Genomic DNA, 23,651 nt, shown 5'->3' on the forward strand with positions numbered 1-23,651 from the left:
CATCATCCTTTCACTCGAAAACGTCTCAGTCCAAAGAAGAGGACCGCTCCTAGGATGCTGACCACCGTGTACATCCAAAATACACCGATGATGCTGTTATATTCAATGATAAATCCACTGAGGAGGTTGAATCCGGCCGTCGCTAGTCCTGACGTGATGGCCATATAGACGCCAATCGCCGTCGAGACGACGTTGCGGCTGACAAGGCTGCGGACAAATTGAAGTGCGACCGGAATCAATAATCCGACGACCAGTCCTTGAACGATGGCAAGAATCCAAACGACCCAAATCGGGGGCTCAAGTGCTAACCAGCCGTTGCGAAGCGCCGAAATCAAGGCGGCTCCCGCCAGCACGTTGACCGTACCTAGACGTGAGACGATTTGGTAAGCCACTTTCATGAATGGAATTTCGCATAATACCGCGACAAGGAACAGTGTCCCGACGAGCGTCGTTGAGCCTCCGATGCTCGTCACATAAATTCCGAAGTAATAGTTATTCGCGTAAATAGGGCCGAAGACGAGCATGCCCCCAATCAAAAAGGCGATGAACGGCCCATTCCAGACGGCCGACCATTGGAACGGTGCCGTCGTGTGCACTTGCTTCGGTTCCTGTTCAGATACGCTCCGCACGAACAGCGTACCGATTGCCAGCATGACGGCGCTGAGTAAAAACGTACTCGCGAGTCCCCATGTCGTGTCCGAGATGCGACCCATGACGAACACCGCAATCGCAAATCCGGCCGATCCAAACAGACGGATGGCCCCGTAGTCGATTTTGGCGCGTGACGTATACTCGAGTGTCATCATATCGACGAGCGGGATGTGTGCACATTGGAAGATGGACCAGGCGATCATCAACATAATAATCCATACGTAAGACGTCGCGAACAAGAACGTGAGCGATAAGGCAGCCGCCCCGAGCATTGCGATAATCAGCCAAGCCCGAACCCGCCCCGTTCGGTCGGCAAGCATGCCCCATAGCGGTTGGACACCGATTGAGAGGATCGGCATGATGGCGACGATTGTCCCGACCTGACCCGGAGACAAATCAAAACGTGACTGGGAGAAGAAAAGCGTCATGTAAGGAATGAGGGCTCCTTGGGCAAAGAAAATGGCGACGTAAATCGATTGAAACGATATTTTTTGTTGGTTCAAAGTAAACTTCCTTCCTAACAGACAGAGAGCCGACCGAATCAGTCAGCTCTCACGGGTTATTATTTAGCGAGCTCATAAATCGCTTCCGCATAGATGGCGGCGGCGCGAAGTAAATCTTCAATTTCCATGTATTCATCGACTTGGTGGGCGACGTCTTTCGCTCCAGGGAACAGCGCCCCAAAAGCGACACCAGCCTCGAGCGAGCGCGCATACGTCCCTCCGCCAATGGCCATCAAGTGCGCTGACTCGCCGGTCTGACGTTCATAAACGTCTGCCAACGTTTTCACGAGCGGATGGTCTTCGGCCACATGGTGCGGCGGCATATGATGACGCGTCGACAGCTCAAACCCGAACGACAAGGCGACCTCTTTCAAGTTTTGCAACCGTTCCTCGAATTTCGCGGTGTATGGATAACGGATATTCACCGTCGCCGTCCGTTCGTCCCCTTGATAGCGGAACACGCCACCGTTAATCGTCAAATCGCCCGTCTCATCACTTGCTTCGATACCGAGTGAAATCCCGCGTGAATCGGCGAACACGTGACGAATGAACTCGATGTAGCGCTCTCCTTGAATGTCGAGCGGGAGCGTCAACAAGAAGCCAGCGAGGACGTAGGCCGCGTTGACTCCGTTATCTGGTTCCATGGCGTGGGCGGCCACACCTTTCATCGTGAACGTATACGTCCCTTGGTCCCATGTGCACGTGCCGTCCGCTTCATATTTTTCGAGATACGCTTCAAACTTTTCTTCGAGAACGTCTTCTGTCTCAAGTACCGCTGTCGCAAAGTCCGGGACCATGTTCGGCCGTTCTCCACTCACGAACGAGACCAAGTGATGTTTCGAGCCTGGCACCCGTTGAATTGGGAGCTGCTTCAAGACGCCATCGTATAGCCCCTTTTCAGCATTGATAATTGGAAAGTCAGCGTCCGGTGCGAAGCCATATGTCGGCATCGCCTCTTGTTTGAAGTATTCGCGGACACAACGCCATTCGCTCTCCTCATCGCAACCTGCAATCAGGCGGACGCGTTTCGATAGCGGCAATCCAAGTTCCTTCACGATGCGCAGTCCGTAATAAGCAGCCATCGTCGGTCCTTTATCGTCATTGCTGCCACGGGCGTATATTTTCCCGTCTGCGATGGTAGGATTGAACGCCCCATACGTCCATCCCTCCCCAGCCGGCACCACGTCTAAGTGACAGAGGATGCCAACGATTTCTTCCCCTGAGCCGTATTCTAAATGCCCCGCGTATCCGGCGACGTCTTTCGTAGCGAACCCGTCTCGCTCTCCGAGTGCAAACATATAATCGAGAGCTCGGCGGACTTCAGGTCCAAACGGTTCGTTCGGGCCAGTCTTCGTCTCATCAAGCACGCTTGGGATTTGCAATAACCCTGTTAAATCTTCTAAAAATGTGTCTTTTCGTGCGTCGATTTCTTGTCTCCAATTCATATGGACCTCTCCTTTGCGAATGTTCTCTCCCTTATTAGTATATCCAAATGTTAGAAAGACGAACATTCATTTCGAAAATATTTTTTCGTTCGTCTTTTAGCCTTTTGTTCACGTCTTTACATATCCTTCATTCGATATTTACGTTCATAATCGTTTCTTTACATTTTGATTGTTCGTTCTTTTCCCTTGCAATTCTATGTAGGAGCGGTATACTAAAGATGTAATTTTAGAAAATAACAATTTCATATTTCATTTGTCGTCCGTAGGTTTTGTCTTTCATCATTCTACGCATTGGGAGGTCATCCAATGAAAGGTTCAACAGATCGTATGCTAACCCGCATCAAGTCCATTTATTTGTTCATTAACGAAAGGGAATGCGTCACCACTTCTGAACTAGTAGAGGAGTTCGGGATCACATCGCGCACCGTACAGCGTGATTTGAACGTGCTTGAATACAACAATCTGGTTGAAAGTCCGAGTCGCGGAACGTGGACGTCGTCAAAACGTTCGCTCAAGACGGCAAATTAAATAACAAGTTACGAGGGATTCCGACAACGGGTCCCCTTTTTTTTGCAATGAAAAAGGCACGTGTCGGCTGACACGTGCCTTCATTTCATGTAAAAAACAAGTCGACTTCCTCTTCGCTCAACTCCCGATACGCACCGGGTTCGAGCGTCGGGTCGAGCTCGAGCGCACCGATTTGGACCCGTTCGAGCCGCTCGACGTGTTTCCCGACCGCGGCAATCATCCGTTTTACTTGATGGTACTTCCCTTCCGAGAGCGTCAGACGGACCGTCGAACGACGTCCGGATTTGCTGATGAGCTCAAGGTGGGCCGGTTTCGTCGTATAGCCGTCCTCAAGCTCGACACCCTCTGCGAAGTGACGGACATCGTCTGTCGTCATCTCCCCGTCAACTTCGGCGACATACACTTTGTCGACATGTTTACGCGGTGACATGAGCGCATGATTGAACGCCCCATCGTTTGTGAGGAGCAACAGACCGGTCGTGTCCTTGTCGAGACGTCCGACCGGGAACAACTCGTAATGGGCGTAGGACGGGTCAATCAAATCGACAACCGTCGATTCGACCTTGTCCTCGGTCGCACTGATGACACCTGCTGGCTTGTTCATCATCAAGTAGACGAACGGTTTGTACTCGACGACCTCGCCTTGCACGGTCACCCGTTCCGTTTCAAGGTTGACTTGGCGTTTCGCGTCTTTGACAGGTTGGTCATCGACACGGACGACCCCTTGTTTCAGTAAAATCTTGACGTCTTTGCGCGAACCGTATCCCATGTTCGCCAATAATTTATCAATTCGCATTAAGCTTTCCTCCGATACTGGAATCGTTTCCCTAATAGTTTTCCGGCCAAGTGGCTTCTCCACCCGAGATAGCCGTACACGACGAGACCGATTCCGAAACCGACAATTGTGGCAACGATATCATTGCCCCAACTCGGTTCATTCCTGAGCGTGACGAATAGTGAGCCATACACGGCAATAAACATCGCGCCACCCATGGCAAACATGAGCATCGTCCGACGCAACAGTTGCTTATAAGGGAACTGGAGCGCCCGTTGGATTTTCCAAACCATGAGGATAATCGCGACGATATAACCGACAATCGTCGCATAACCAGCGCCGATCCCGCCGAGTGCATACACGAACGGTACGTTGAGCACAGCTTTCGTGATGAGACCCATCGCCGTCGCGAAGATTGTGAAATATTGACGGTTAATTCCTTGCAGGATGGCCGCCGCTACCGAGTAATAAGCGAGGAAGAACGCACTCGGCGCGTAGTGAAGCAGGTAGACCCACCCTTCGCGGTCACCTGGGAACAGCGTCCCGAACAACGGCTCCGCGAGCGCGACCAATCCGATGACGGCCGGGATGGTGACAAAGAACGATACTTGGAAAATATGGTTCACTTGATTGCGGACTTTGTTCATATCGCCGTGCGTGAACGATTTTGTCACGAGCGGAATGGTCGCCATCGACACACTCGCCGCGATCGACACCGGAATCAACACGATTTTATGGGCGTTCCCGGTCAGGAATCCGAACGCGGACGTCGCTTCGGCGACCGACTTCCCAGAGTTGAGCAACGTATTGACCATCGTCAACTGGTCGACGAACTGATAGAGCGGCGTCGACAGACCGACCATGACGATTGGAATCGAGTAGCTGAGCAACTCGAGCAAAAGTGACTTCATCGAGCGGACCGGTGTGCCGGCCGGATTATCGGTTTGACGATGGATGTCTTTCCGTTTTCGCCAGTACATGGCGAGCACGACGATACTCCCGATCGCACCGATAAAGGCACTGAACGTCGCAATCGTGACGGCGAGCACTTTCAAGCCGTTCAACTCCGTCGTTGCCACTGCCGCGGTCCCACCGAGTGAATCGGCGAGCGGACGAATGAGTGCCGAGTCCGAGAAGACGAACAAGACGAGCATCGTCCCGCTGAGTAGGAACATGATGCGGACGATCTGTTCGATGACTTGGGAGATGGCCGTCGGGGCCATATCCTGATGTCCTTGGAAATAGCCGCGCACCATACTCATCGCCGGAATGAGCAAGAGTGCGAAACTGACGCTACGCGTCACGAGCGTCAACGAGTCGATATATTGCTGATTGTTCTCCGAGTTTCGGACCATGAGTTCCGATAACCACGGTGCTGAGAAGAACAGTAATAAAAAAGCGACGACTCCGGTCACGAGCATCAGCTTCATCCCTTGGCGGAACAAGCGCTGACTCGTGCCATATTCGCCGAGCGCATTATACTTGGCGATGAATTTCGATACGGCCACGGGAATCCCCGCCGTCGAAATGGCAATCATGAGCGCATAATAGGTGTACGCCGCCTGATAGAGCGTGACACCGGCAATCCCGACCATCGCTTGGAACGGGAACGTATAGAGCAGTCCGAGTGCACGTGAAATCAAATTTCCGGCTGACAGCAGCAGCGTGCCTTTGACGAAGGACTCTCGTCCTGAATCTTGTTTGACGCTTGATGACATGAGATACCTCCATCTATTGTTTCACAACTAATGTACCTAATTTTACAAAACGACCGTTTCTCATTATACTCTTACTGTTGCAGATAATAAAGTTACGAATTTGATTTGAAAGAGAAACGAGGGATACCATGATGAAAGATGTAATCGTCATCGGAGGAGGCCCAAGCGGTCTGATGGCGACCTATGCCGCCGCCAAAGCCGGAGCGAACACGCTCCTAATTGATAAAGGTTCGAAGCTCGGACGCAAGCTCGCCATTTCTGGCGGAGGACGCTGTAACGTGACGAACCGTAAGCCCGTCGACGAGTTGATTCAATTCATCCCGGGGAACGGACGCTTCTTATATAGCGCCCTCGCCCAGTTCGACAACCAGTCGATTATCGACTTGTTCACCGGGTTCGGCATCCCTTTAAAAGAGGAAGATAACGGCCGGATGTTCCCGGTGACGGATAAAGCGCAAGACGTCGTCAACACGCTCCTCGGGGCCATCGACCAACTCGGTGTCGAGATTCGCAAAAATGCGAAAGTGAAGACGCTCCATTTTAATGAAGCAAATGAGTTCGAAGCGGTCGAACTCGAGGACGGAGAGCGGATTGAGGCCGGTGCTTGCGTCATCGCTGTCGGTGGACAATCCGTCCCTCACACTGGCTCGACCGGGGACGGCTATCCATGGGCCGAGAAAGCCGGCCATACGATCACCGAGCTGTTCCCGACCGAAGTACCGATTTTGTTGAACGATGCGTTCATCGGCACGAAACAGCTTCAAGGGTTGTCGCTCCGTGACGTCGCCCTCACCGTTCACGGCAAGAAAGGCAAGCCGATTAAGACACACCGCGGCGACATGATTTTCACGCATTTCGGCATTTCGGGTCCGATTGCCCTCCGGTGCAGTCAATATACGATTAAAGAACGCAAACGTAGCAAAGAGCGCGTCGTCGCCCTCTCGCTCGACTTGTTCCCGGACATGACACGTGACGAGCTGTATCAAGAGCTTTGGAACCAAGTACAAGACCAACCGAAGCGGGCCGTCAAGAACGTCTGGAAAGGATTCATCCCGGAACGGATGCTCGACTTGTTGTTGGCCGACCTCGCGTTCGGCGAAGAGGACGCGAGCCAACTGAAGAAACAATCGGTCATCGATTTCGCGACCCGATTGAAGACGTTCGAGTTGCACGCCACCGGAACGCTCGATTTCGATAAAGCGTTCGTCACGGGCGGCGGCGTTTCCGTCAAAGAAATCGCCCCACAAACGATGATGTCGAAGAAAGCAGACGGCTTGTTTTTCGCCGGCGAAGTGCTCGATATTCACGGCTATACGGGTGGTTATAACATCACGGCCGCCTTCACGACCGGACACTGTGCCGGTTCACACGCGGCACAGTTCGCGGTACGCACGACCGTATAAAAAAAGAGAGTCGATCGCACGTGCGATCGGCTCTCTTTTTAGTGTCACTGTTTTGCTTCAAGTTGACGTCTTACTTCCGCCTCGAGCTCTGGCTCGGGTGGCAACCAGCCTTCCGGCTTCATGACTTTATTGTCTGACTCACGGAGGATCGGCTTGACGTCTGGTCCGAGCTTCGCCATATTGGCACGCTGCACGATTTCAAACAACGGAACCGGGTCGAGCCCGAGTTCGACGAAACTGCCCATCACGAAATAGAGGGCGTCCGTGAGCGCATCACCTTGTCCGACGAGGCGAGCGACGTCGTCCGTCGGCGGTGCGTCTTGGAGCGATTTTTGAACCGCCTGTTCGAATCCTTGTTGGAACGTGGCGACAGCAGCAAGGAACTCTTCTTCATTCCGTGCCGATTGATGTAAAAATTCGACGACAGCTTCTTCTGCCGTCCAGACCGAACGTTTGACGGCACGGTCTAAGCCGAGCGGTTGCGGTGCACTCGCCTCCGGGTGTCCGAATGTCTTGTGGAACTGGCGAACCTCTTCATAAAAGTAACGTTTGCTCATCTCATTCTCTCCTATCAGTCGACCGAGACGAAATCGTCAAGGTCGAACACATCTGGTCGCACGATGGCGAATATCTCATTGTCTTGCAGGAACATGCCGGTCGAGCCGTAGACGCGGGGTGTCACCATCTGTCCGTTCATCGTCCCTTCGTCCGGGTTGACCGTATAGAGGACGAGTTCTTCCGAATCAAGGACGTAAATGCGCCCTTGGCGTTCGACGAGGCCGACACCGCGGAAGTTCTCGAACTTCTGTTGAATCGAGGCGCTCATTCCTTCGGTCGTGAGCGGTTTTCTCGACTCGACAGCCCATTCCGTCTTCGGTTCCGGTGCTGCTTCAGCATCTGCTTCATCTGTCGTCGATGTCGAATCGTCGTCTGAATCGGTTTCCGACGATGTATCCGTTTCCGCCTCACTGTCGTCGACTGTCTCTTCCTCGAGCGTCCGTTCTTGGACGTACAACAGTTCTACATCCGGCGTGTCCTCCAAACGGCTCATGATAATCAATCGTTTCGTCTCTTCATCGTAACCGAGGCCGAACAACCGATCTGTCGAGGCGATTCCTTTAATCAATTTGCGTCGTTGTTCCGTCCAACGGCCTTCTACCCGCTCGATTGTCACAAGAACCCCGTTCGCCGTGACGGCATATATCTTGTCTTCGGAAATCATGCGCATGCCGATGAACTCGCCGAACCGATAGGGTTGCGCTTCGTTCTCCAATATGAGCGACGAATTTACGCGATTGGCGTTCCCGCTCACTTCGAAGAACTCTTTATTTTTCGTCAAGACGAGATACGATCCGATCGTGTCACTATAGTACACTTCATCAATCTCTTGAATCTGTTCGAGGGCATCGGTCGTATCGATGTCCTCCTCGTCCGGCGAGGCTTCGACGGGAGGTACCGAAGTCGATTGATGGCTCGTTTGAATATCGATTTTCTCAAACGTCGAGGCGATTTGGCTTTGGATGTCCTCGTCCGAAAAGACGAACACATAGCATAAAATCACTCCGACGACGACGGCAAATAGCGTCGTATATAGTACGTATGAACGTTTCATGGACGTTTCGTCCCCTTTATATGCAGTATCGCCCTTTAGTGTAACAAACCCGACCCGAAAAGAAAACGACATGACGAAAAAGAAAGGAACGTGTGACAATGTCACACATTCCTTTGCTTATCCAACGACGATATTGACAAGTTTTCCTGGAACAACAATCACTTTGCGGACCGTCTTTCCTTCCGTGAACTCTTGAACGCGTTCGTTCGCAAGCGCATCGGCCTCGAGCGCTTCTTTCGAAGCGTCGCGGGCCACGTGCATCTTCGCACGAAGCTTCCCGTTCACTTGGATGACGACCTCAATCGTGTCGCTGACTAGTTTCGACTCATCGAACGTCGGCCATGCCGCGTACGTCAAGTCTTCTGTCATGCCGAGACGTTCCCATAACTCTTCGGCCAAGTGTGGCGCGACTGGGGAGAGCATCTTGATGAAGTTAACCATCTCTTGTTTTGGAAGCGTGTCTTGTTTGTACGCCTCGTTGATGAAGACCATGAGTTGCGAGATTGCCGTGTTGAAACGGAGCGCCTCGTAGTCTTCTGTCACTTTCTTCACAGTCTGATGGTACGTCCGTTCGAAGTCGGCCGTCGGAGCGCCGTCCGTGAGCTCCGTCTGGTCGAACAAGCGCCAGACACGGTCAAGGAAGCGACGAGCGCCGTCAAGGCCGTTCGTCGACCAGGCGATGGCTGCGTCGAGCGGTCCCATGAACATCTCGTAAAGGCGAAGCGTGTCAGCACCGTGCGATTTGATGATATCGTCCGGGTTGACGACGTTCCCTTTTGACTTCGACATCTTCTCGTTGTTCTCACCGAGAATCATCCCTTGGTTATAAAGCTTTTGGAACGGCTCGTTCGTTGGAACAATGCCGATATCATAGAGCACTTTATGCCAGAAGCGAGCGTAGAGCAAGTGAAGGACCGCGTGCTCCGTACCGCCGATATATAAGTCGACCGGAAGCCAGCGCTTCAACTTCTCTGGGTCCGCGATCATGTCTTCATTGTGCGGATCGATGAAGCGAATGTAGTACCAACAGCTACCGGCCCATTGTGGCATCGTGTTCGTCTCGCGACGCCCCTTCTCACCGGTAACCGGATCCGTGTACGTCAACCACTCGTCGGCGTTCGCAAGCGGTGATTCTCCCGTACCCGACGGCTTGATTTCATCGATAATCGGGAGTTCGAGCGGAAGCTCTTCAATCGCAACGGTCTTGAGCGTACCGTCTTCCATATGAATGATTGGAATCGGCTCGCCCCAATAGCGTTGACGGCTGAACAACCAATCGCGGAGACGATACGTCGTCTTCGCACGGCCAGTGCCGGCGAGTTCGAGTTCTTCGATGATTTTGGCGATCGCGTCGGCTTTATTGAGGCCGTCCAAGCTGCCTGAGTTGACGTGGACGCCGTCCTCGACGTAAGCCGCCTCATCCAAGTTGCCGCCTGTGACGACTTCACGGATCGGAAGGTCGAACGTCTTCGCGAACTCATAGTCGCGCTCATCATGTCCAGGTACGGCCATGACCGCGCCCGTGCCGTATGTCGACAACACGTAGTCAGCGATCCAAATCGGAAGCTTCTCCCCGTTGACCGGGTTGATGGCGTAAGCGCCGGTAAATACACCCGTCTTCTCTTTGGCGAGATCGGTCCGTTCGAGGTCTGTCTTTTTCGAGACTTCTTCGACGTATGCTTCGATGGCGACGACTTGTTCCGGTGTCGCGATCGCTTTCACGAACGGGTGCTCCGGTGCGAGCGTGACGTATGTCGCGCCGTAAAGTGTGTCCGGACGTGTTGTGAACACCGTCACGACTTTATCGTGACCGTCGACTTTGAAATCGACTTCGGCCCCGACCGACTTGCCGATCCAGTTGCGTTGCATCTCTTTAACGCTGTCTGGCCAGTCAAGCCCTTCTAAATCATCGAGCAACCGCTCGGCGTATTCTGTGATACGAAGCACCCACTGCTTCATCGGCACACGGTAAACCGGGTGGCTTCCCCGCTCCGACAATCCGTCGATGACTTCTTCGTTGGCGAGTACCGTCCCGAGGGCCGGGCACCAGTTGACGGCGACTTCGTCGACATAGGCGAGTCCGCGGTCATGAAGTTGTGTGAAGATCCATTGCGTCCACTTGTAGTATTTCGGGTCGGTCGTGCTGATTTCACGGTCCCAATCGTACGAGAAACCGAGCTCTTTCAATTGGCGGCGGAATGTGCCGATGTTGCGCTCTGTGAACTCGCGCGGGTCGTTCCCTGTGTCGAGGGCATATTGCTCGGCCGGAAGACCGAACGCGTCCCAACCCATTGGATGGAGGACATTGAAGCCTTGCATCCGTTTCATGCGGGCGATGATGTCCGTCGCCGTGTAACCTTCCGGGTGACCGACGTGAAGTCCGGCTCCTGACGGATAAGGGAACATATCAAGTACGTAGAAACACTCCTTGTCCGGGTCCTCCGTCGTCCGGAATGCGTCTTTCTCGTCCCAACGCTTTTGCCATTTCGGCTCGATGTCTTGATGTTTAAAATAGTCCAACATTCATCCTCCTCTGCATAATAAAAAGCCTTCCGCCCCGGTAATGGGACGAAAGGCTTGAAAGCTCTCCGCGGTACCACCCATGTTGCATTTCTGCCACTTGAGACGCCGGTAACGAGGCGTAACTTCGGTTCACCCTACTCTAGTTCAGGCGAACTGCTCCAAGGCGAGTTCTCGCGGTCCATATACCGGTTTCCACCAACCACCGGCTCTCTATACATATAGACGTCACGATACTATTCCTCTTCAACACATGTGTTTTATCTCACTCGTTCATTTTAGCCCAATCCGTTTTAGAGCGTCAACTTGATTTTTCTGGCATCCGGATGTCCTTCATGAAAATAAAGAACGCGAGTGCGATCGCCGTAAGCAAGAAGAGCATCGTAAAGACAGCGCCAATCCCGAATACGTCATAGACGAGACCCGATAAGGTCGGACCGATCATCCGACCGACCGAGGCCGCGATATTGACGAGACCTTGGAACTGACCAGCTTTCCCGGGCGGTGCGAGTTTCGCCGCAATCGTCGGGACGGCCGGCCAAATGAACATCTCCCCGATCGTCATGACGACCATCGCGACCATGAACATCGTAAAGCCGCCCGCGAACGGGACCACCGCGAAAGCGGCGAGAAAGATGATGGCGCCGACGATGAGTTGCTTCTTCAAATCATCTTTAAAGTAACGAAGCGCCCGGTTGAGGAGCGGCTGGGCGAATACGATTAAGGCTCCGTTCACCGTCCAAAGGAGCGAATACTGACTGATCGTCACGCCGAGGTCTTTCGAATGAACGGCAATCGTGCCTTGCCACTGCACGTAGACGAACCAGAGGGCGGCATAGCCGATGGCGACGAACCACATCGATTTCATCGTTGCGGCAGAGAGCGTCGTCGCCGCAGCTTCGAGCTGCGATTGAACGACCGGACGGACCGGGTCTTTCAAGTAACGAAGTCCGAACAAGAGCACGACGACGAACAAGACCGACAAGAAGAAGTTCGCATAGAAAATCAACTCGATATCGATGCGCGCAATCTGTCCGCTCATCGCTGTCCCGAGGGCGACCCCGACGTTTTGGGCGACGTAAATCGCGTTGAATGAGCGACGTCCCCCTTCCGGCCAAATCAAGCCGGCAAAGGCGTATACCGTCGGGAAGACGAGACCACCGGAGAAGCCGATTAATCCGAGCCAACCTAAGTAGCCGAGGAACGTGGCATGGAACAACAAGAACCCGAGCGAGCTCACGAGCAACAATCCGACCGAGAGGATGAGCGTCCGCTTCCCGCCGATGCGGTCGAACAGCGTGCCCCCGATATAGTTCCCGGCGATGGCGAGCGCCGAGTTGACGAGGAGTGCCACCCCTGCGAGCGTCATCGACTCGCCTAAATATCCATTTATATAAAGTGTGTTAAATGGCCATAAAAAAGACGCCGCCGTCGTATTGAGCGCCATCGCGATGACCAAAATCCATACCGAAATCGGCATTTTGTTGTTCATACCAGTTACTCCTTTCACTCCCGTTAAACGATAAAAATTCGGCACGACGGCCGAATCAAAAATAAGTCCTCCTCCAAGCTAACGGAACACTCCATAAGTGTCAAGAAAAATTACTTATTATGAAATAACGGTGCCTCGTCTTTGTGATAGCATGAGCAAAGAAGGAGAGGATATTCATGCAACATCCGTTTGGCGAAGCCAGATATCACAAATTAAATGAAGCATATCGCCGCGAGTTCGGCCGGAAAGTGTTCAAAGTACCGCTCGACGGCGGCTTCACTTGTCCGAACCGGGACGGACTCGTCTCGAAGGGCGGGTGTACGTTCTGCTCGGATGACGGAAGTGGCGACTTCGCTGGCAATGCCTGTGATCCGATTTCGGTCCAATTCGCCGAAGTGAAGGCGCGGCTGCACCGAAAATGGAAACACGCCAGTTACATCGCCTACTTCCAAGCGTTCAGCAACACGTATGCCCCCGTCGCCCGGCTCCGGGAATTATTCGAACCCGCCCTTGAGGAGGACGGTGTCGTCGGTCTATCGATTGCGACCCGACCGGACTGTCTGCCGGACGACGTCGTCGACTATCTCGCCGAGTTGAATGAACGGACGTCACTCACGGTCGAACTCGGCCTGCAGACGATTCACGATGTGACGGCGAGGAAAATCAATCGTGGTCACGACTACAGGACGTTCTTGGAAGGACTCGACAAACTCCGGCGACGCCAGATCAGCGTCGTTGTCCATATCATCAACGGCCTGCCAGGCGAGACGACGGACATGATGCTCGACACAGCGCGAGAAGTTGCTAAAATGGACGTACAAGGAATCAAGATCCATTTGCTCCACGTCTTGAAACAGACACCGCTCGCCAGACAATACGAAAAAGGATTGCTCGAGCTCATGGACGAGGCGACTTACGTCTCGCTCGTCTGCGATCAATTGGAAGTATTGCCGCCCGAGATTGTCATCCATCGTTTGACCGGTGACGGGCCGCCTGATCTGTTGATTGGTCCGACGTGGAGCCGGCACAAGATGGCCGTCCTGAACGCCATCGATGCCGAATTAATGCGTCGTGATTCTTTCCAAGGAAAAAAGAAGGATGAGAGCCATGGGATTAATGAGAGTTTTACCGTTCGCAAAATACCTACTTCGTGAACATGTCACGCCCGGTGCCATTGCCATCGATATGACGGCCGGCAACGGGCACGATACATTGTTTTTAGCCGAACTCGTCGAGGAGACGGGACACGTTTATGCGTTCGACGTTCAAGCAGCAGCGGTCGAGGCGACACGCACTCGTATCGAGGAAGCAGCATTGACGGACCGCGTCACTGTTATCCACGACAGCCACGACACGGTCCAAAAAATTGTGGCGGACGAGACACGTCCGATCACGGCGGCCGTGTTCAATCTCGGTTATTTACCAGGGAGCGACAAGACGGTCACGACGTCTGGCAATACGACCATCGACGCCCTCGAGCAACTGCTCGACGTCATGGCCGTCGGCGGCGTCATCGTCGTCGTCATCTACCATGGCCATGAGAGCGGCAAAGTCGAGCGCGACGAGGTGCTCGCCTACGTTGAGGCGCTCGATCAAAAGCGGGCCGGTGTCCTCCGCTACGGTTTCATCAATCAAATCAATCATCCCCCGTTCATCGTGGCGATTGAAAAACGAGCATAAAAAAACAGGCGACTCATGCGAGTCGCCTGTTTTCATTCTCGAATCAATTCATAAAACGTGATGAGCGTCTCCGCGAACTTCGTATTCAATCGTTCATAGCCGAAGTGCGGGAACCCTTCAAGCCGGCGGATATACACTTGGTCGCCGCCGATTTTCCGGCAGACGTTGAGTGTCAATTTCACATCGGCGAAACGGTCGTCCGGTGCATAGAAACAAGCGAGCGGCAAACGCGGCAAATGTTTCTTCTCTTCTTGATGTTCGACGATTTCTTCTTCGATCTCCCGGTATTGACCGTACGTGATCTCCCCAAAGCGCGACGATTCTTCCCCGCCACCCATGAACGTCATCATGCCGAGCGGGAGATCGGGACGGAAACGGTCGACCGCACTGGCGACGACTTGTTTCAGTCCGCCGATTTGGCGGGACGGATGCCAGTCGAACAGCGGTGAGATGTACGTCAGACTGCCGAGCGGCACGTCATATTCCTGGAGCAAGCGGTTCGTCAACAACGCCCCGAGACTGAACGCGATGACGTGAATCGGCAGCTTGTACTGACTCGCCTCGCGCAACGTGTTCTTGATTAACAATTTATGGTCTTCCGCCGTCAAACCGACCGTCTGGCCGGTCACGACGAGGACTTCATACTCGTCCCGCAACCGTCCTAAAAACGCCTCACTCAAACGCGACGTGAACTGGAGCGGATACACGATCACGATGACCCCTTTTCGTGATTCTTCGTCATAAGCCATACTGTCACCTCATTTTGTTATCACATATCTTTATACTAACAAAAAACATCAGCCGAGACTGATGTTTGGTTGAAAATCCGTCTAGGGTCTTAGCGCGGGTCGTACCGTAAATGAATCAGTTCCATCGGTTGATCGTATACTTCTTCTTGGATTCGATTCAGTTCGATGAACGCCTCATGACTCAAAAAAGCGATGGCTTGCTCGTTCGAGCTTTCGACGTACAGCTCGATCGGTTGGACTTTCCGTTCCCGTAGATGCGACAACAGTGCCGTCCCTAGGCCTTGGCGGTGATGAGCCGGATGAAGATAGAGACGGAGTACTTCCCATGTGTCCCCGCGGTCGATGGCGTGATAGAAGCCGATGACGTCGCCTTCGGCCTCACCGACAATGAACAACTGCTCTTTCGCTTCCTCGCTTGAACTGATGGCGCGGACGATCTCTTCTTGTTGATAGGCGCGTTCCATTACTTTCGAACGAACCTCGTCTCGTTCACTGACCGTCGCGAGCGCAATGTCGCGGATGGTGGCGGCATCTTCTGGCACGGCTTCTCGAATCTTCATAACGGCATCCCCCTTTTGGCCAATCTAGTAGTAACATTCCCCATCGGCAAAAAAATATCCTGCCCGTTCATTACTTTTTGATGTCGAAATGAAGGAAAACGTTATTTTCCATTTTGTGTCGGGTATAAGAGTATCAATGCCAACTTACAAAAAGGAGTGTTACCATGGAACCGAAACTACAACACGATCCACAAGTCGAGCAAGCCAATCATCCGAACCGTCAGTTTGAACAAACGAACACAGGAGGTCCAAAAATCACAGTCGTGACTGGGATGCTCCTCGGCGCCCTCGTCGGCGGCCTACTCGCCTTACTTAGTACGTCAAACCGTGAGAACACGAAACAATCGTTCTCGAGCGCGAAGTCATCGGTCGGCGGTCTCGTCGATACGGTCAAGCAAGACCCGGCCGGAACGGCGTCACAAGTCATCGGTCAAGTGAAAGCAGCGAGCGAGGTCATTCAAGACGTCGCGACCGACGTGCAAAACGTCTATGAAAAAGTCGCCGGTGAAGTCGACACGGTCAAACAAGACGTGAACAAAGTCGTCGGGACGGCGCAAGAAGCGAAATCGGATTTACAATCGATCGGCGAGAAAGTCGTCGAAGCGAAAGATACAGCACTTGGCAAAGAGAACTCAACAACTGAAGACAAGCCGCAAGCCTAAAAAAACGACCTTTCGAGTGAAAGGTCGTTTTTCTATGCTTATGCGAAACGTTTCGCGCCTTCTTCGAGCACTGCCGCTTTGTCCGTTTGCTCCCATGGGAGTTCAACGTCTGTACGACCGAAGTGGCCGTAAGCTGCTGTCTGCTTGTAGATTGGGCGACGAAGGTCGAGCATCTTGATGATGCCGGCCGGACGGAGGTCGAAGTTCTCACGAATGAGTTCGACGAGCTCAGTCTCGCTCAATTTGCCTGTGCCGAACGTATCAACCGCGATCGATACCGGGTGAGCAACACCGATTGCGTAAGCAAGTTGAACTTCTGCTTTGTCAGCAAGTCCCGCTGCAACGAGGTTTTTCGCCACGTAACGAGCTGCATACGCTGCTGAACGGTCAACTTTGGTAGGATCTTTACCTGAGAACGCGCCGCCGCCGTGACGAGCGTATCCACCGTACGTATCGACGATGATTTTGCGTCCTGTGAGGCCTGCATCCCCTTGTGGTCCACCGATTACGAAGCGGCCAGTCGGGTTGATGAAGTATTTCGTGTCCGCATCGATGAGTTCAGCCGGGATGACTACATCGATGACGTGCTCTTTCAAATCAGCTTGGATTTGCTCGAGCGTGATGTCTTCCGCGTGTTGTGTCGAGATGACGATTGTGTCGATGCGAACTGGGTTGTTCGCTTCGTCGTATTCGACTGTCACTTGTGTCTTACCGTCTGGGCGAAGGTAAGCGAGCGTGCCGTTCTTACGAACTTCTGCCAAACGACGTGACAATTTGTGAGCGAGTGAAATCGGGAGCGGCATGAGTTCCGGCGTCTCTTTTGTTGCGTAACCGAACATGAGACCTTGGTCACCAGCACCGATCGCATCGATTTCTTCTTCAGTCATTTGTCCTTCACGAGCTTCGAGCGCTTGGTCAACACCTTGCGCGATGTCTACCGATTGCTCATCGATCGATGTGAGGACAGCACAAGTCTCTGCATCGAAACCATATTTCGCACGTGTGTAGCCGATCTCACGAACAGTTTCACGAACAACTTTCGGGATATCCACGTAAGTTGATGTTGTGATTTCACCTGCTACGAGCACGAGACCTGTTGTGACAGACGTCTCAGCCGCAACGCGGGCGTTTGGATCTTCAGCTAAAATTGCATCCAAAATCGCATCTGAGATTTGGTCACAAATTTTATCCGGATGTCCTTCCGTGACGGACTCCGAAGTGAAAAGTCGACGGTTCAAGTTTGCCATTTCGAAAAACCTCCTATAATAAAGGGTGATGTGTGGACGGTACTCGTTCCCCTTACGCGTTGCTTTGGGACGGTAATGAAAAAAACCTCTCGCCATGTTCAAATGGGAAAGGTTGAATCGTTCTTCCTTACCCTCTTATCGTTCGAAGCTTACGCTTCGCTTCAGGATAGCACCTTTTCCGAATAACAATGAAAACTCGGACGGTTGCTGGGCTTCGTAGGGCCTTGTTCCCTCCACCGCTCAGAATAAGAGTATCCGTTACGAAGACCATCATATAAATGACACCCCGTTCTGTCAAGCGTATCGACCGAATTCGTCAAACTTTTCACAAACGGTCAAATAGTTATGTTTGTGAAATATCAAACATTTTTTTGTCCGTTTTGGTTTTTGTACTATGACCTGGTACAGAATATGTTAGAATGACAATGTAAGAAAGCGCTTACTTTAAAGGGTAAAAAATGCTTGTTTTTGATTAGTATGTCACATATAATAAAAACGTCATACTGATTAAACGCGGAAGTATGCGGATTTCATCCACATCTATTTAGGGGAAAGGTGGGATTCAGGATGGCGACAACGCTCCTGAAAATCGAAGAATTAATTAATGGTGCCGACATGAAGCGGAACTTGACGGTTCCAGAACTGGTGGAAGAAGCCATTCGCAACGGTGAGGGCGTACTGACGAAAGACGGGGCTTTATCGGTCAGTACCGGGAAATTCACAGGACGGTCACCGAAAGACAAATTCGTCGTGCAAGATGAAGTCAGCAATCATTTAGTAGACTGGGGTCCAGTCAACCAACCGATCGCGGAAGAGAAGTTCACCGCGCTACTCGACAAAGTGTTGACGCACCTCGAAACGATAGACAAGCTCTATTATCTCGAGGCGTCTGCGGGGGCAGACGAGCACTATACGCTCCCGGTCCGTGCCATCACGGAATACGCGTGGCACAATTTGTTCGCCAAACAGTTGTTCTTGCGTGAATGGCCGACGAAAGGTGCCTTCGAGCCATTCACGGTCATCTATGCACCGAGTTATAAGGCCGACCCAATCATCGACGGGACGAACTCCGAAACGTTCATTCTCGTCTCATTCGCCAAGCGGACCATTCTGATCGGGGGAACAGAATACGGCGGCGAGATTAAAAAATCGATTTTCTCGGTCATGAACTTCCTGTTGCCGGAACAACATGTGTTATCGATGCACTGCTCGGCGAACGTATCGGACGCCGGCGAGACGGCCCTTTTCTTCGGTCTATCGGGAACTGGGAAGACGACACTGTCGGCCGACCCGGAACGCCATTTGATCGGGGATGACGAGCACGGTTGGTCACCCGACGGCGTCTTCAATATCGAGGGCGGTTGCTACGCGAAGACGATCAATTTGTCGCGCGAGAACGAGCCGGAAATCTACGATGCCATCCGTTTCGGCTCATTGATTGAGAACGTCGTCTTAGACGAGAACCGGGCACCGGATTATAAGAATATCTCGCTCACCGAGAACACACGGGCCGCCTATCCGATTCAATTCATCGATAACGCGATGCTTCCGTCACGGGCCGGTCATCCGAACACGATCGTCTTCTTGACGGCCGATGCATACGGGGTATTGCCTCCAATCAGCAAATTGACGAAAGAGCAGGCGATGTACCACTTCTTGTCAGGGTATACGTCAAAACTCGCCGGCACGGAGCGCGGCGTCACTGAACCACAGGCGACGTTCTCGACCTGCTTCGGGTCACCGTTCCTGCCGCTCGCACCGGAACGCTATGCGGACATGCTCGGTACGCTGATTGAGAAGCACGACGTCGACGTCTATCTCGTCAACACGGGTTGGACCGGCGGCGCGTACGGAGAAGGATCACGGATAAAGCTCGCCTATACACGGGCGATGGTGAACGCGGCGGTCAACGGCAAATTGCGTGACGTCGAGACGACGCGCCACGACATTTTCAATGTCGAGATTCCACGCCACATTGACGGCGTGCCAGACGACGTGCTCAATCCGCGGGACACATGGAAAGACGGAGCGCGCTACGATGCCGAAGCAACGGCGCTCGCCCGGAAGTTCCAGGACAATTTCAAACGATTCACGAAAGCGAGTGAGGCGGTCGTTGCGGCCGGACCAATCATCGTATAACGAAAAATGAGACGATTGCCGATTCGGCAGTCGTCTCATTTTTTTGAGTTGGCGAGCATCCATTCCATCGCCGCATCGGTCGTCTTCCATTTTTCCCAAAACGGGAGTTGATGGGCGAACGGGACGACCCAAAGTTCGGCCCGCTCCCCCATCCGTTCCGCTACCGCCGTCGCATGGCGGAGTCGGACTTGTTCATCATCGGTGCCGTGAATCAACAACGTCGGTGCATCCCATTCCTTGTAGAGCGGCGAGCGCTCGACATAAGCGGCACGGGCCGCTTCCGGGTCGCCCCCGGTCATACGGCGCAACATCTTCCGCATCGAACGCTGTTCTTCATACGTCCACTCGAGATTGGTCACACCCGCCCATGACGTGACGGACGTGAGCGGTCGTTCCGCGGCGAGCGACAACGCCATCATGCCCCCGCGCGAGAAACCAAGGGCATGAATGAACGTATCCGTTCGACGGACGCGATCGTAGAGAGACAGGACGTCCTCTAGATCGGCGCCGCCGAAGTCCTCTTTCCCGCTCCCTCCATGGTTACCCCGGTAAACGGGCGCCACGACGTGAAAACCTTTGGCAGCGAACTGCATCAACCGGGGCAAACGCACATCCCCGATGCGTCCTGTTCCGCCGCGCAGATAGAACAGGACATGTCCGTTCGGCCGTTTCGGTGTGATCGTATAGGCGACGACGTCCTCACCGTCACGCGTCGCATACCAGCCACGATGGACCGGATAACCGGCGTACGGCGGCAGGACCTCGACCTTGTCAAACCAATTGTTTTTCATAGAGCACCTTCATCGTTTCCGGGAGCACCCGGTCTTTCATCATGAAGCTGTACCGATTGTTCCGGAGCAGATTCGTCGGCAATTCCTTCATAAGGACGGCCCCATCGGTCTCGTCGACCGCCGGATGATCGTCGAAACGTTCGATTTCGGCGAAATAAATATTTTTAATGACCGTGTCGCCACGCCCAAGCACGCGATATTGGCCGAGATAATGGAGCGTCTTCACGACACCGCCCGTCTCTTCATACACTTCCCGAATCGCGGCGTCATCCTCGTGTTCGCCGGGTTCGACTTTCCCACCCGGAAACTCGAGCCCGCGCTGCTTGTGCTTCGTCAGCACCCATTGATTTTCAAAGCGAGCGACGACCCAGACGTGGAGCGGTGTATCCGAAAATGGATAGTGCGCAAAGCTCAACTCGACTTTATTGTGATAGTAGTCCGTGAATGTCAACATAGTCCATCCCTTTCTTTCCCCTGTCTACTCTCACTTTACCTTGTCTTCCACTAGTTTCAAACAAAAAAATAGGCCCGCCGGAGCGGACCTACTCAAAATTATTGGTTCAAGCGCTTTTCAAGCTCAGCTTTTTGCTCTTCGTAACCTGGTTTTCCAAGCAACGCGAACATGTTCGCTTTATACGCTTCAACGCCTGGTTGGTTGAACGGATTCACTCCGAGGATGTATCCGCTCATCGCGCATGCCTTCTCGAAGAAGTAGAACAAGTAACCGAGGTGGTACGGCGTCATCTCTGGCAATTCGACGACGAGGTTCGGGACTTCTCCGTCCGTGTGGGCGAGGAGTGTTCCTTCAGCTGCCTTGTCGTTGACGAATTGAATCGTCTCACCAGCGAGGAAGTTCAAGCCATCGAGGTCTTGTGAATCTTCCGGCACGTTCATCGCGTGACGGACGTTCGTGACACGGATAACCGTCTCGAACAAGTCACGACGACCTTCCTGAATGTATTGTCCCATCGAGTGGAGATCCGTCGAGAAGTCGACTGCCGCCGGGAAAATCCCTTTGTTGTCTTTCCCTTCTGACTCGCCATAAAGCTGTTTCCACCACTCCGATACGTAATGCAAGGCTGGTTCGTAGTTGACGAGCAACTCGATCGACTTGCCTTTCGCATATAAAGCGTTACGGACGACCGCGTACTGATACGCTTCGTTGTCCGCCAAGTTCGGAGACGAGTAAGCCGTTTGGGCATCGCGTGCACCTTCCATGAGGGCGTCGATGTCGATGCCTGCTGCCGCGATCGGAAGGAGTCCGACCGGTGTGAGCACCGAGAAGCGACCTCCTACGTCATCTGGAATCACGAACGTCTCGTAGCCTTCTGCATCCGCGAGCGTCTTCAAGGCGCCACGGGCACGGTCTGTCGTCGCATAAATACGTTCACGTGCGCCATCTTGACCATACTTGTCTTCCATGAACTGTTTGAGGACACGGAACGCGATGGCCGGTTCAGTCGTCGTTCCCGATTTCGAGATGACGTTGACTGAGACGTCCTTGCCTTCGAGCACTTGGAGCAACTCCGTCAAGTATGTCGACGAGATGTTGTGGCCGGCGAAGAAGACTTGTGGTGCGTTGCGTTCTTCCTTAGATAACACGTTGAAGAATGAATGTTGGAGCATCTCGATTGCCGCGCGTGCGCCGAGGTATGATCCACCGATTCCGACGACGACGAGGACGTCCGAATTTTCACGGATTCGTTCCGCAGCCGCTTTGATGCGAGCAAACTCATCCGTATCGTAGTTTGTTGGAAGGTCGACCCACCCAAGGAAATCGCTACCTGCCCCACTGCGGTCATGAATGACCGAATGCATTGCTTTCACGGTTTCTTGCAATTGATCGACTTCATGTTCCCCGACGAAAGACAGGGCGTTTGAATAATCGAAACGTACTGTTGACATGTCATTTCCTCCTTTAAATCGCTCATTGAAGAGCCATACATGACCCATCATAAACGGAAACGTCTGATTCGTTCAATCATTATTGCAAAATAGGCATGAAATCGCCTTATTTGCTCAGTTCAAGAATCGCTGCGACGTCTTCACGTTCGAGCGTACGGAAGCGACCGAATGCGCCTCGTTTCATCGCCGAGTTGAGGATGGCGTCAAATGTCGATTCATCGATGTCATAGTCACGGAGTGAGCTTGGTGCACCGAGCTCATCGAAGAAGGCGCGGACAGCTGCAATCGTCCGTTTCGCCGTCTCAAGATCGTTACCGGCCGGTTCAACGTTGAACACTTCCGTCCCGAGGCGTGCAAATCGAGCGGCGTTGTCTTCTTCAAGCACATGCTCCATCCAGCGCGGGAACAAGATTGCGAGTCCGCCTGCGTGTGGGATGTCATGGACAGCCGAGACCGCATGCTCGATGTTGTGTGACGCCCAGTCGCCCGAGGCGCCCATTTGGAGCACTCCGTTCAAGGCGATCGTTCCGGCGAACAAGATGATGGCGCGCAAGTCGACGTTCTCCAAGTCATTGACGAGTTTCGGTGCCGATTCGACGACCGCTTTCAACACGCCTTCCGTCATACGCTCTTGGACCGGCGCATGGTTCGGGTGGAAGTATTGCTCGAAACAATGACTCATCATATCGACGATGCCGTAAATCGTTTGATCTTTCGGTACCGATACCGTATAACGCGGATCGAGAATCGAGAACGTCGGATAGACAAGCGGGTGGCCCCAACCGTACTTCTCTTGCGTCTCCCAGTTCGTGATGACCGAGCCCGAGTTCATTTCAGAGCCAGTCGCTGCGAGCGTGAGCACCGTACCGAACGGGACCGCTTCTGTCGGGATGTGGTCGCGAAGCACGATATCCCAAGCGTCGCCTTCATACGGGATGGCCGCCGAGATGAGTTTCGTACAATCGATGACCGAACCACCGCCGACCGCGAGCAACGCGTCGATGTTCTCTTCGCGTGCTTGTTTGACCGCGCGACGTACCGTCTCGATGCGCGGGTTCGGCTCGACGCCTGAGAAGTCGACGTAGTCGATCGCAGCATTGTTTAACTCGGCCACGACTTCTTCGTACGTGCCGTTCTTTTTGATGCTCCCGCCTCCATAGACGAGCATCACTTTCTTGGCGTCAAGCGCCTGTAACTCGCTCGCGAGTTTTTCGATTTGATGAGTCCCGAAAATAAGTTTCGTCGGGTTTTTGTATTCAAAGTTGTGCATA

21 protein-coding genes, 1 riboswitch and 1 other annotated feature are annotated in these 23,651 nt (G+C 53.2%); of the genes, 6 read left to right on the forward strand and 15 right to left on the reverse strand.

Going from position 1 to position 23,651, the window contains the following annotated elements; genetic code table 11:
* Nucleotides 1–2: 2 nt before the first annotated feature.
* The gene (locus KNP72_RS01990; RefSeq protein ID WP_214831924.1) at nucleotides 3–1,154 is read right to left on the reverse strand and encodes an MFS transporter; all 1,152 of its coding nucleotides are present in this window, start codon (nucleotides 1,152–1,154) and stop codon (nucleotides 3–5) included.
* Nucleotides 1,155–1,213: 59 nt separating this feature from the next.
* The gene (gene pepV, locus KNP72_RS01995; RefSeq protein ID WP_214831925.1) at nucleotides 1,214–2,599 is read right to left on the reverse strand and encodes a dipeptidase PepV; all 1,386 of its coding nucleotides are present in this window, start codon (nucleotides 2,597–2,599) and stop codon (nucleotides 1,214–1,216) included.
* A gap of 306 nt (nucleotides 2,600–2,905) precedes the next feature.
* Between pepV and KNP72_RS02000 the strand changes: the two genes are divergently transcribed.
* A complete protein-coding gene (locus KNP72_RS02000) occupies nucleotides 2,906–3,127 on the forward strand; it encodes a DeoR family transcriptional regulator (RefSeq protein WP_081637897.1) in 222 nt (73 codons plus the stop codon).
* Nucleotides 3,128–3,212: 85 nt separating this feature from the next.
* On the opposite strand, the gene KNP72_RS02005 is transcribed toward KNP72_RS02000, so the two are convergent.
* Entirely contained in the window at nucleotides 3,213–3,923 is a 711-nt protein-coding gene (locus KNP72_RS02005) for a pseudouridine synthase (RefSeq protein WP_214831926.1), read from the reverse strand.
* On the reverse strand, nucleotides 3,923–5,620 hold the full coding sequence (locus KNP72_RS02010) for a putative polysaccharide biosynthesis protein (protein ID WP_214717592.1): 1,698 nt from the start codon (nucleotides 5,618–5,620) through the stop codon (nucleotides 3,923–3,925). The genes KNP72_RS02005 and KNP72_RS02010 overlap by 1 nt, the downstream gene beginning before the upstream one ends.
* Nucleotides 5,621–5,748: 128 nt before the next feature.
* On the opposite strand from KNP72_RS02010, the gene KNP72_RS02015 reads away from it, so the two are divergent.
* Nucleotides 5,749–7,023: a BaiN/RdsA family NAD(P)/FAD-dependent oxidoreductase gene (locus tag KNP72_RS02015; RefSeq protein WP_418508281.1), complete on the forward strand. Its 1,275-nt coding sequence runs from the start codon at nucleotides 5,749–5,751 to the stop codon at nucleotides 7,021–7,023.
* 44 nt (nucleotides 7,024–7,067) lie between these two features.
* On the opposite strand, the gene KNP72_RS02020 is transcribed toward KNP72_RS02015, so the two are convergent.
* The 4 genes from KNP72_RS02020 to KNP72_RS02035 all read right to left on the reverse strand — a co-directional run bounded on the left by KNP72_RS02020 (nucleotide 7,068) and on the right by KNP72_RS02035 (nucleotide 12,647).
* Nucleotides 7,068–7,580, reverse strand: coding sequence for a pyrophosphohydrolase domain-containing protein (locus KNP72_RS02020; RefSeq protein ID WP_214831927.1), 513 nt, complete (start codon nucleotides 7,578–7,580; stop codon nucleotides 7,068–7,070).
* 14 nt (nucleotides 7,581–7,594) lie between these two features.
* Nucleotides 7,595–8,635, reverse strand: a complete 1,041-nt coding sequence (locus KNP72_RS02025; RefSeq protein ID WP_214831928.1) for a hypothetical protein — start codon at nucleotides 8,633–8,635, stop codon at nucleotides 7,595–7,597.
* Nucleotides 8,636–8,752: 117 nt separating this feature from the next.
* A complete protein-coding gene (gene leuS / locus KNP72_RS02030; RefSeq protein ID WP_029595145.1) occupies nucleotides 8,753–11,158 on the reverse strand; it encodes a leucine--tRNA ligase in 2,406 nt (801 codons plus the stop codon).
* 38 nt (nucleotides 11,159–11,196) lie between these two features.
* Nucleotides 11,197–11,414: a binding site (T-box leader), on the reverse strand.
* Nucleotides 11,415–11,456: 42 nt separating this feature from the next.
* On the reverse strand, nucleotides 11,457–12,647 hold the full coding sequence (locus KNP72_RS02035; RefSeq protein WP_214831929.1) for an MDR family MFS transporter: 1,191 nt from the start codon (nucleotides 12,645–12,647) through the stop codon (nucleotides 11,457–11,459).
* Between the two features lie 176 nt (nucleotides 12,648–12,823).
* Between KNP72_RS02035 and mnmL the strand changes: the two genes are divergently transcribed.
* On the forward strand, nucleotides 12,824–13,801 hold the full coding sequence (mnmL, locus tag KNP72_RS02040; RefSeq protein ID WP_214717598.1) for a TIGR01212 family radical SAM protein: 978 nt from the start codon (nucleotides 12,824–12,826) through the stop codon (nucleotides 13,799–13,801).
* Complete coding sequence (gene mnmM, locus KNP72_RS02045; protein ID WP_214831932.1) at nucleotides 13,755–14,327, forward strand: tRNA 5-(aminomethyl)-2-thiouridylate-methyltransferase MnmM; 573 nt, start codon at nucleotides 13,755–13,757, stop codon at nucleotides 14,325–14,327. Before mnmL ends, mnmM begins: the two co-directional genes overlap by 47 nt.
* Nucleotides 14,328–14,359: 32 nt before the next feature.
* Here mnmM and KNP72_RS02050 read toward each other — a convergent pair whose 3' ends face one another.
* Together KNP72_RS02050 and KNP72_RS02055 are read right to left on the reverse strand one after the other, a co-directional pair.
* Nucleotides 14,360–15,076 carry an alpha/beta fold hydrolase gene (locus KNP72_RS02050; protein ID WP_214831934.1) on the reverse strand — a complete coding sequence of 239 codons (717 nt, stop codon included), beginning with the start codon at nucleotides 15,074–15,076 and terminating at the stop codon, nucleotides 14,360–14,362.
* Between the two features lie 89 nt (nucleotides 15,077–15,165).
* Entirely contained in the window at nucleotides 15,166–15,636 is a 471-nt protein-coding gene (locus tag KNP72_RS02055) for a GNAT family N-acetyltransferase (RefSeq protein WP_029595141.1), read from the reverse strand.
* Nucleotides 15,637–15,800: 164 nt separating this feature from the next.
* On the opposite strand from KNP72_RS02055, the gene KNP72_RS02060 reads away from it, so the two are divergent.
* A complete protein-coding gene (locus KNP72_RS02060; protein ID WP_029595140.1) occupies nucleotides 15,801–16,298 on the forward strand; it encodes a hypothetical protein in 498 nt (165 codons plus the stop codon).
* Nucleotides 16,299–16,336: 38 nt separating this feature from the next.
* Here the strand turns inward: KNP72_RS02060 and metK are convergent, their stop codons facing one another.
* Entirely contained in the window at nucleotides 16,337–17,545 is a 1,209-nt protein-coding gene (gene metK / locus KNP72_RS02065; RefSeq protein WP_214831935.1) for a methionine adenosyltransferase, read from the reverse strand.
* A 132-nt stretch (nucleotides 17,546–17,677) separates the two neighbouring features.
* Nucleotides 17,678–17,797, reverse strand: a riboswitch (SAM riboswitch).
* Nucleotides 17,798–18,112: 315 nt separating this feature from the next.
* Here metK and pckA point away from each other — a divergent pair.
* Nucleotides 18,113–19,684 carry a phosphoenolpyruvate carboxykinase (ATP) gene (gene pckA / locus KNP72_RS02070; protein ID WP_214831936.1) on the forward strand — a complete coding sequence of 524 codons (1,572 nt, stop codon included), beginning with the start codon at nucleotides 18,113–18,115 and terminating at the stop codon, nucleotides 19,682–19,684.
* Between the two features lie 35 nt (nucleotides 19,685–19,719).
* Here pckA and KNP72_RS02075 read toward each other — a convergent pair whose 3' ends face one another.
* From KNP72_RS02075 to KNP72_RS02090, 4 genes are all read right to left on the reverse strand, one after another.
* Entirely contained in the window at nucleotides 19,720–20,475 is a 756-nt protein-coding gene (locus KNP72_RS02075) for an alpha/beta hydrolase family protein (RefSeq protein WP_021065549.1), read from the reverse strand.
* Nucleotides 20,456–20,929 (reverse strand): RNA deprotection pyrophosphohydrolase, encoded by a 474-nt coding sequence (ytkD, locus tag KNP72_RS02080; protein ID WP_021065548.1) that lies wholly within the window; start codon nucleotides 20,927–20,929, stop codon nucleotides 20,456–20,458. The genes KNP72_RS02075 and ytkD overlap by 20 nt, the downstream gene beginning before the upstream one ends.
* Nucleotides 20,930–21,027: 98 nt before the next feature.
* Nucleotides 21,028–22,380, reverse strand: coding sequence for a glucose-6-phosphate isomerase (locus KNP72_RS02085; protein ID WP_029595138.1), 1,353 nt, complete (start codon nucleotides 22,378–22,380; stop codon nucleotides 21,028–21,030).
* Nucleotides 22,381–22,486: 106 nt separating this feature from the next.
* A complete protein-coding gene (locus KNP72_RS02090) occupies nucleotides 22,487–23,650 on the reverse strand; it encodes an iron-containing alcohol dehydrogenase (RefSeq protein ID WP_214831937.1) in 1,164 nt (387 codons plus the stop codon).
* Nucleotide 23,651: the final 1 nt, after the last annotated feature.

Origin of the sequence: Exiguobacterium sp. s152 (genome assembly GCF_018618335.1) — a bacterium.
GTDB classification, from domain to species: Bacteria; Bacillota; Bacilli; order Exiguobacteriales; family Exiguobacteriaceae; genus Exiguobacterium; species Exiguobacterium chiriqhucha.

Coding starts and splice junctions, on each gene's coding strand:
- KNP72_RS02075 (WP_021065549.1), bottom strand. CDS start 20,475: ATGAAAAACAATTGGTTTGACAAGGTCGAGGTCCTGCCGCCGTACGCC.
- metK (WP_214831935.1), bottom strand. CDS start 17,545: ATGGCAAACTTGAACCGTCGACTTTTCACTTCGGAGTCCGTCACGGAA.
- pckA (WP_214831936.1), top strand. CDS start 18,113: ATGGCGACAACGCTCCTGAAAATCGAAGAATTAATTAATGGTGCCGAC.
- leuS (WP_029595145.1), bottom strand. CDS start 11,158: ATGTTGGACTATTTTAAACATCAAGACATCGAGCCGAAATGGCAAAAG.
- KNP72_RS02055 (WP_029595141.1), bottom strand. CDS start 15,636: ATGAAGATTCGAGAAGCCGTGCCAGAAGATGCCGCCACCATCCGCGAC.
- mnmM (WP_214831932.1), top strand. CDS start 13,755: ATGGGATTAATGAGAGTTTTACCGTTCGCAAAATACCTACTTCGTGAA.
- KNP72_RS02035 (WP_214831929.1), bottom strand. CDS start 12,647: ATGAACAACAAAATGCCGATTTCGGTATGGATTTTGGTCATCGCGATG.
- KNP72_RS02000 (WP_081637897.1), top strand. CDS start 2,906: ATGAAAGGTTCAACAGATCGTATGCTAACCCGCATCAAGTCCATTTAT.
- KNP72_RS02020 (WP_214831927.1), bottom strand. CDS start 7,580: ATGAGCAAACGTTACTTTTATGAAGAGGTTCGCCAGTTCCACAAGACA.
- KNP72_RS02005 (WP_214831926.1), bottom strand. CDS start 3,923: ATGCGAATTGATAAATTATTGGCGAACATGGGATACGGTTCGCGCAAA.
- KNP72_RS02060 (WP_029595140.1), top strand. CDS start 15,801: ATGGAACCGAAACTACAACACGATCCACAAGTCGAGCAAGCCAATCAT.
- mnmL (WP_214717598.1), top strand. CDS start 12,824: ATGCAACATCCGTTTGGCGAAGCCAGATATCACAAATTAAATGAAGCA.
- KNP72_RS02015 (WP_418508281.1), top strand. CDS start 5,749: ATGATGAAAGATGTAATCGTCATCGGAGGAGGCCCAAGCGGTCTGATG.
- ytkD (WP_021065548.1), bottom strand. CDS start 20,929: ATGTTGACATTCACGGACTACTATCACAATAAAGTCGAGTTGAGCTTT.
- KNP72_RS02050 (WP_214831934.1), bottom strand. CDS start 15,076: ATGGCTTATGACGAAGAATCACGAAAAGGGGTCATCGTGATCGTGTAT.
- pepV (WP_214831925.1), bottom strand. CDS start 2,599: ATGAATTGGAGACAAGAAATCGACGCACGAAAAGACACATTTTTAGAA.
- KNP72_RS02025 (WP_214831928.1), bottom strand. CDS start 8,635: ATGAAACGTTCATACGTACTATATACGACGCTATTTGCCGTCGTCGTC.
- KNP72_RS02085 (WP_029595138.1), bottom strand. CDS start 22,380: ATGTCAACAGTACGTTTCGATTATTCAAACGCCCTGTCTTTCGTCGGG.
- KNP72_RS02090 (WP_214831937.1), bottom strand. CDS start 23,650: ATGCACAACTTTGAATACAAAAACCCGACGAAACTTATTTTCGGGACT.
- KNP72_RS02010 (WP_214717592.1), bottom strand. CDS start 5,620: ATGTCATCAAGCGTCAAACAAGATTCAGGACGAGAGTCCTTCGTCAAA.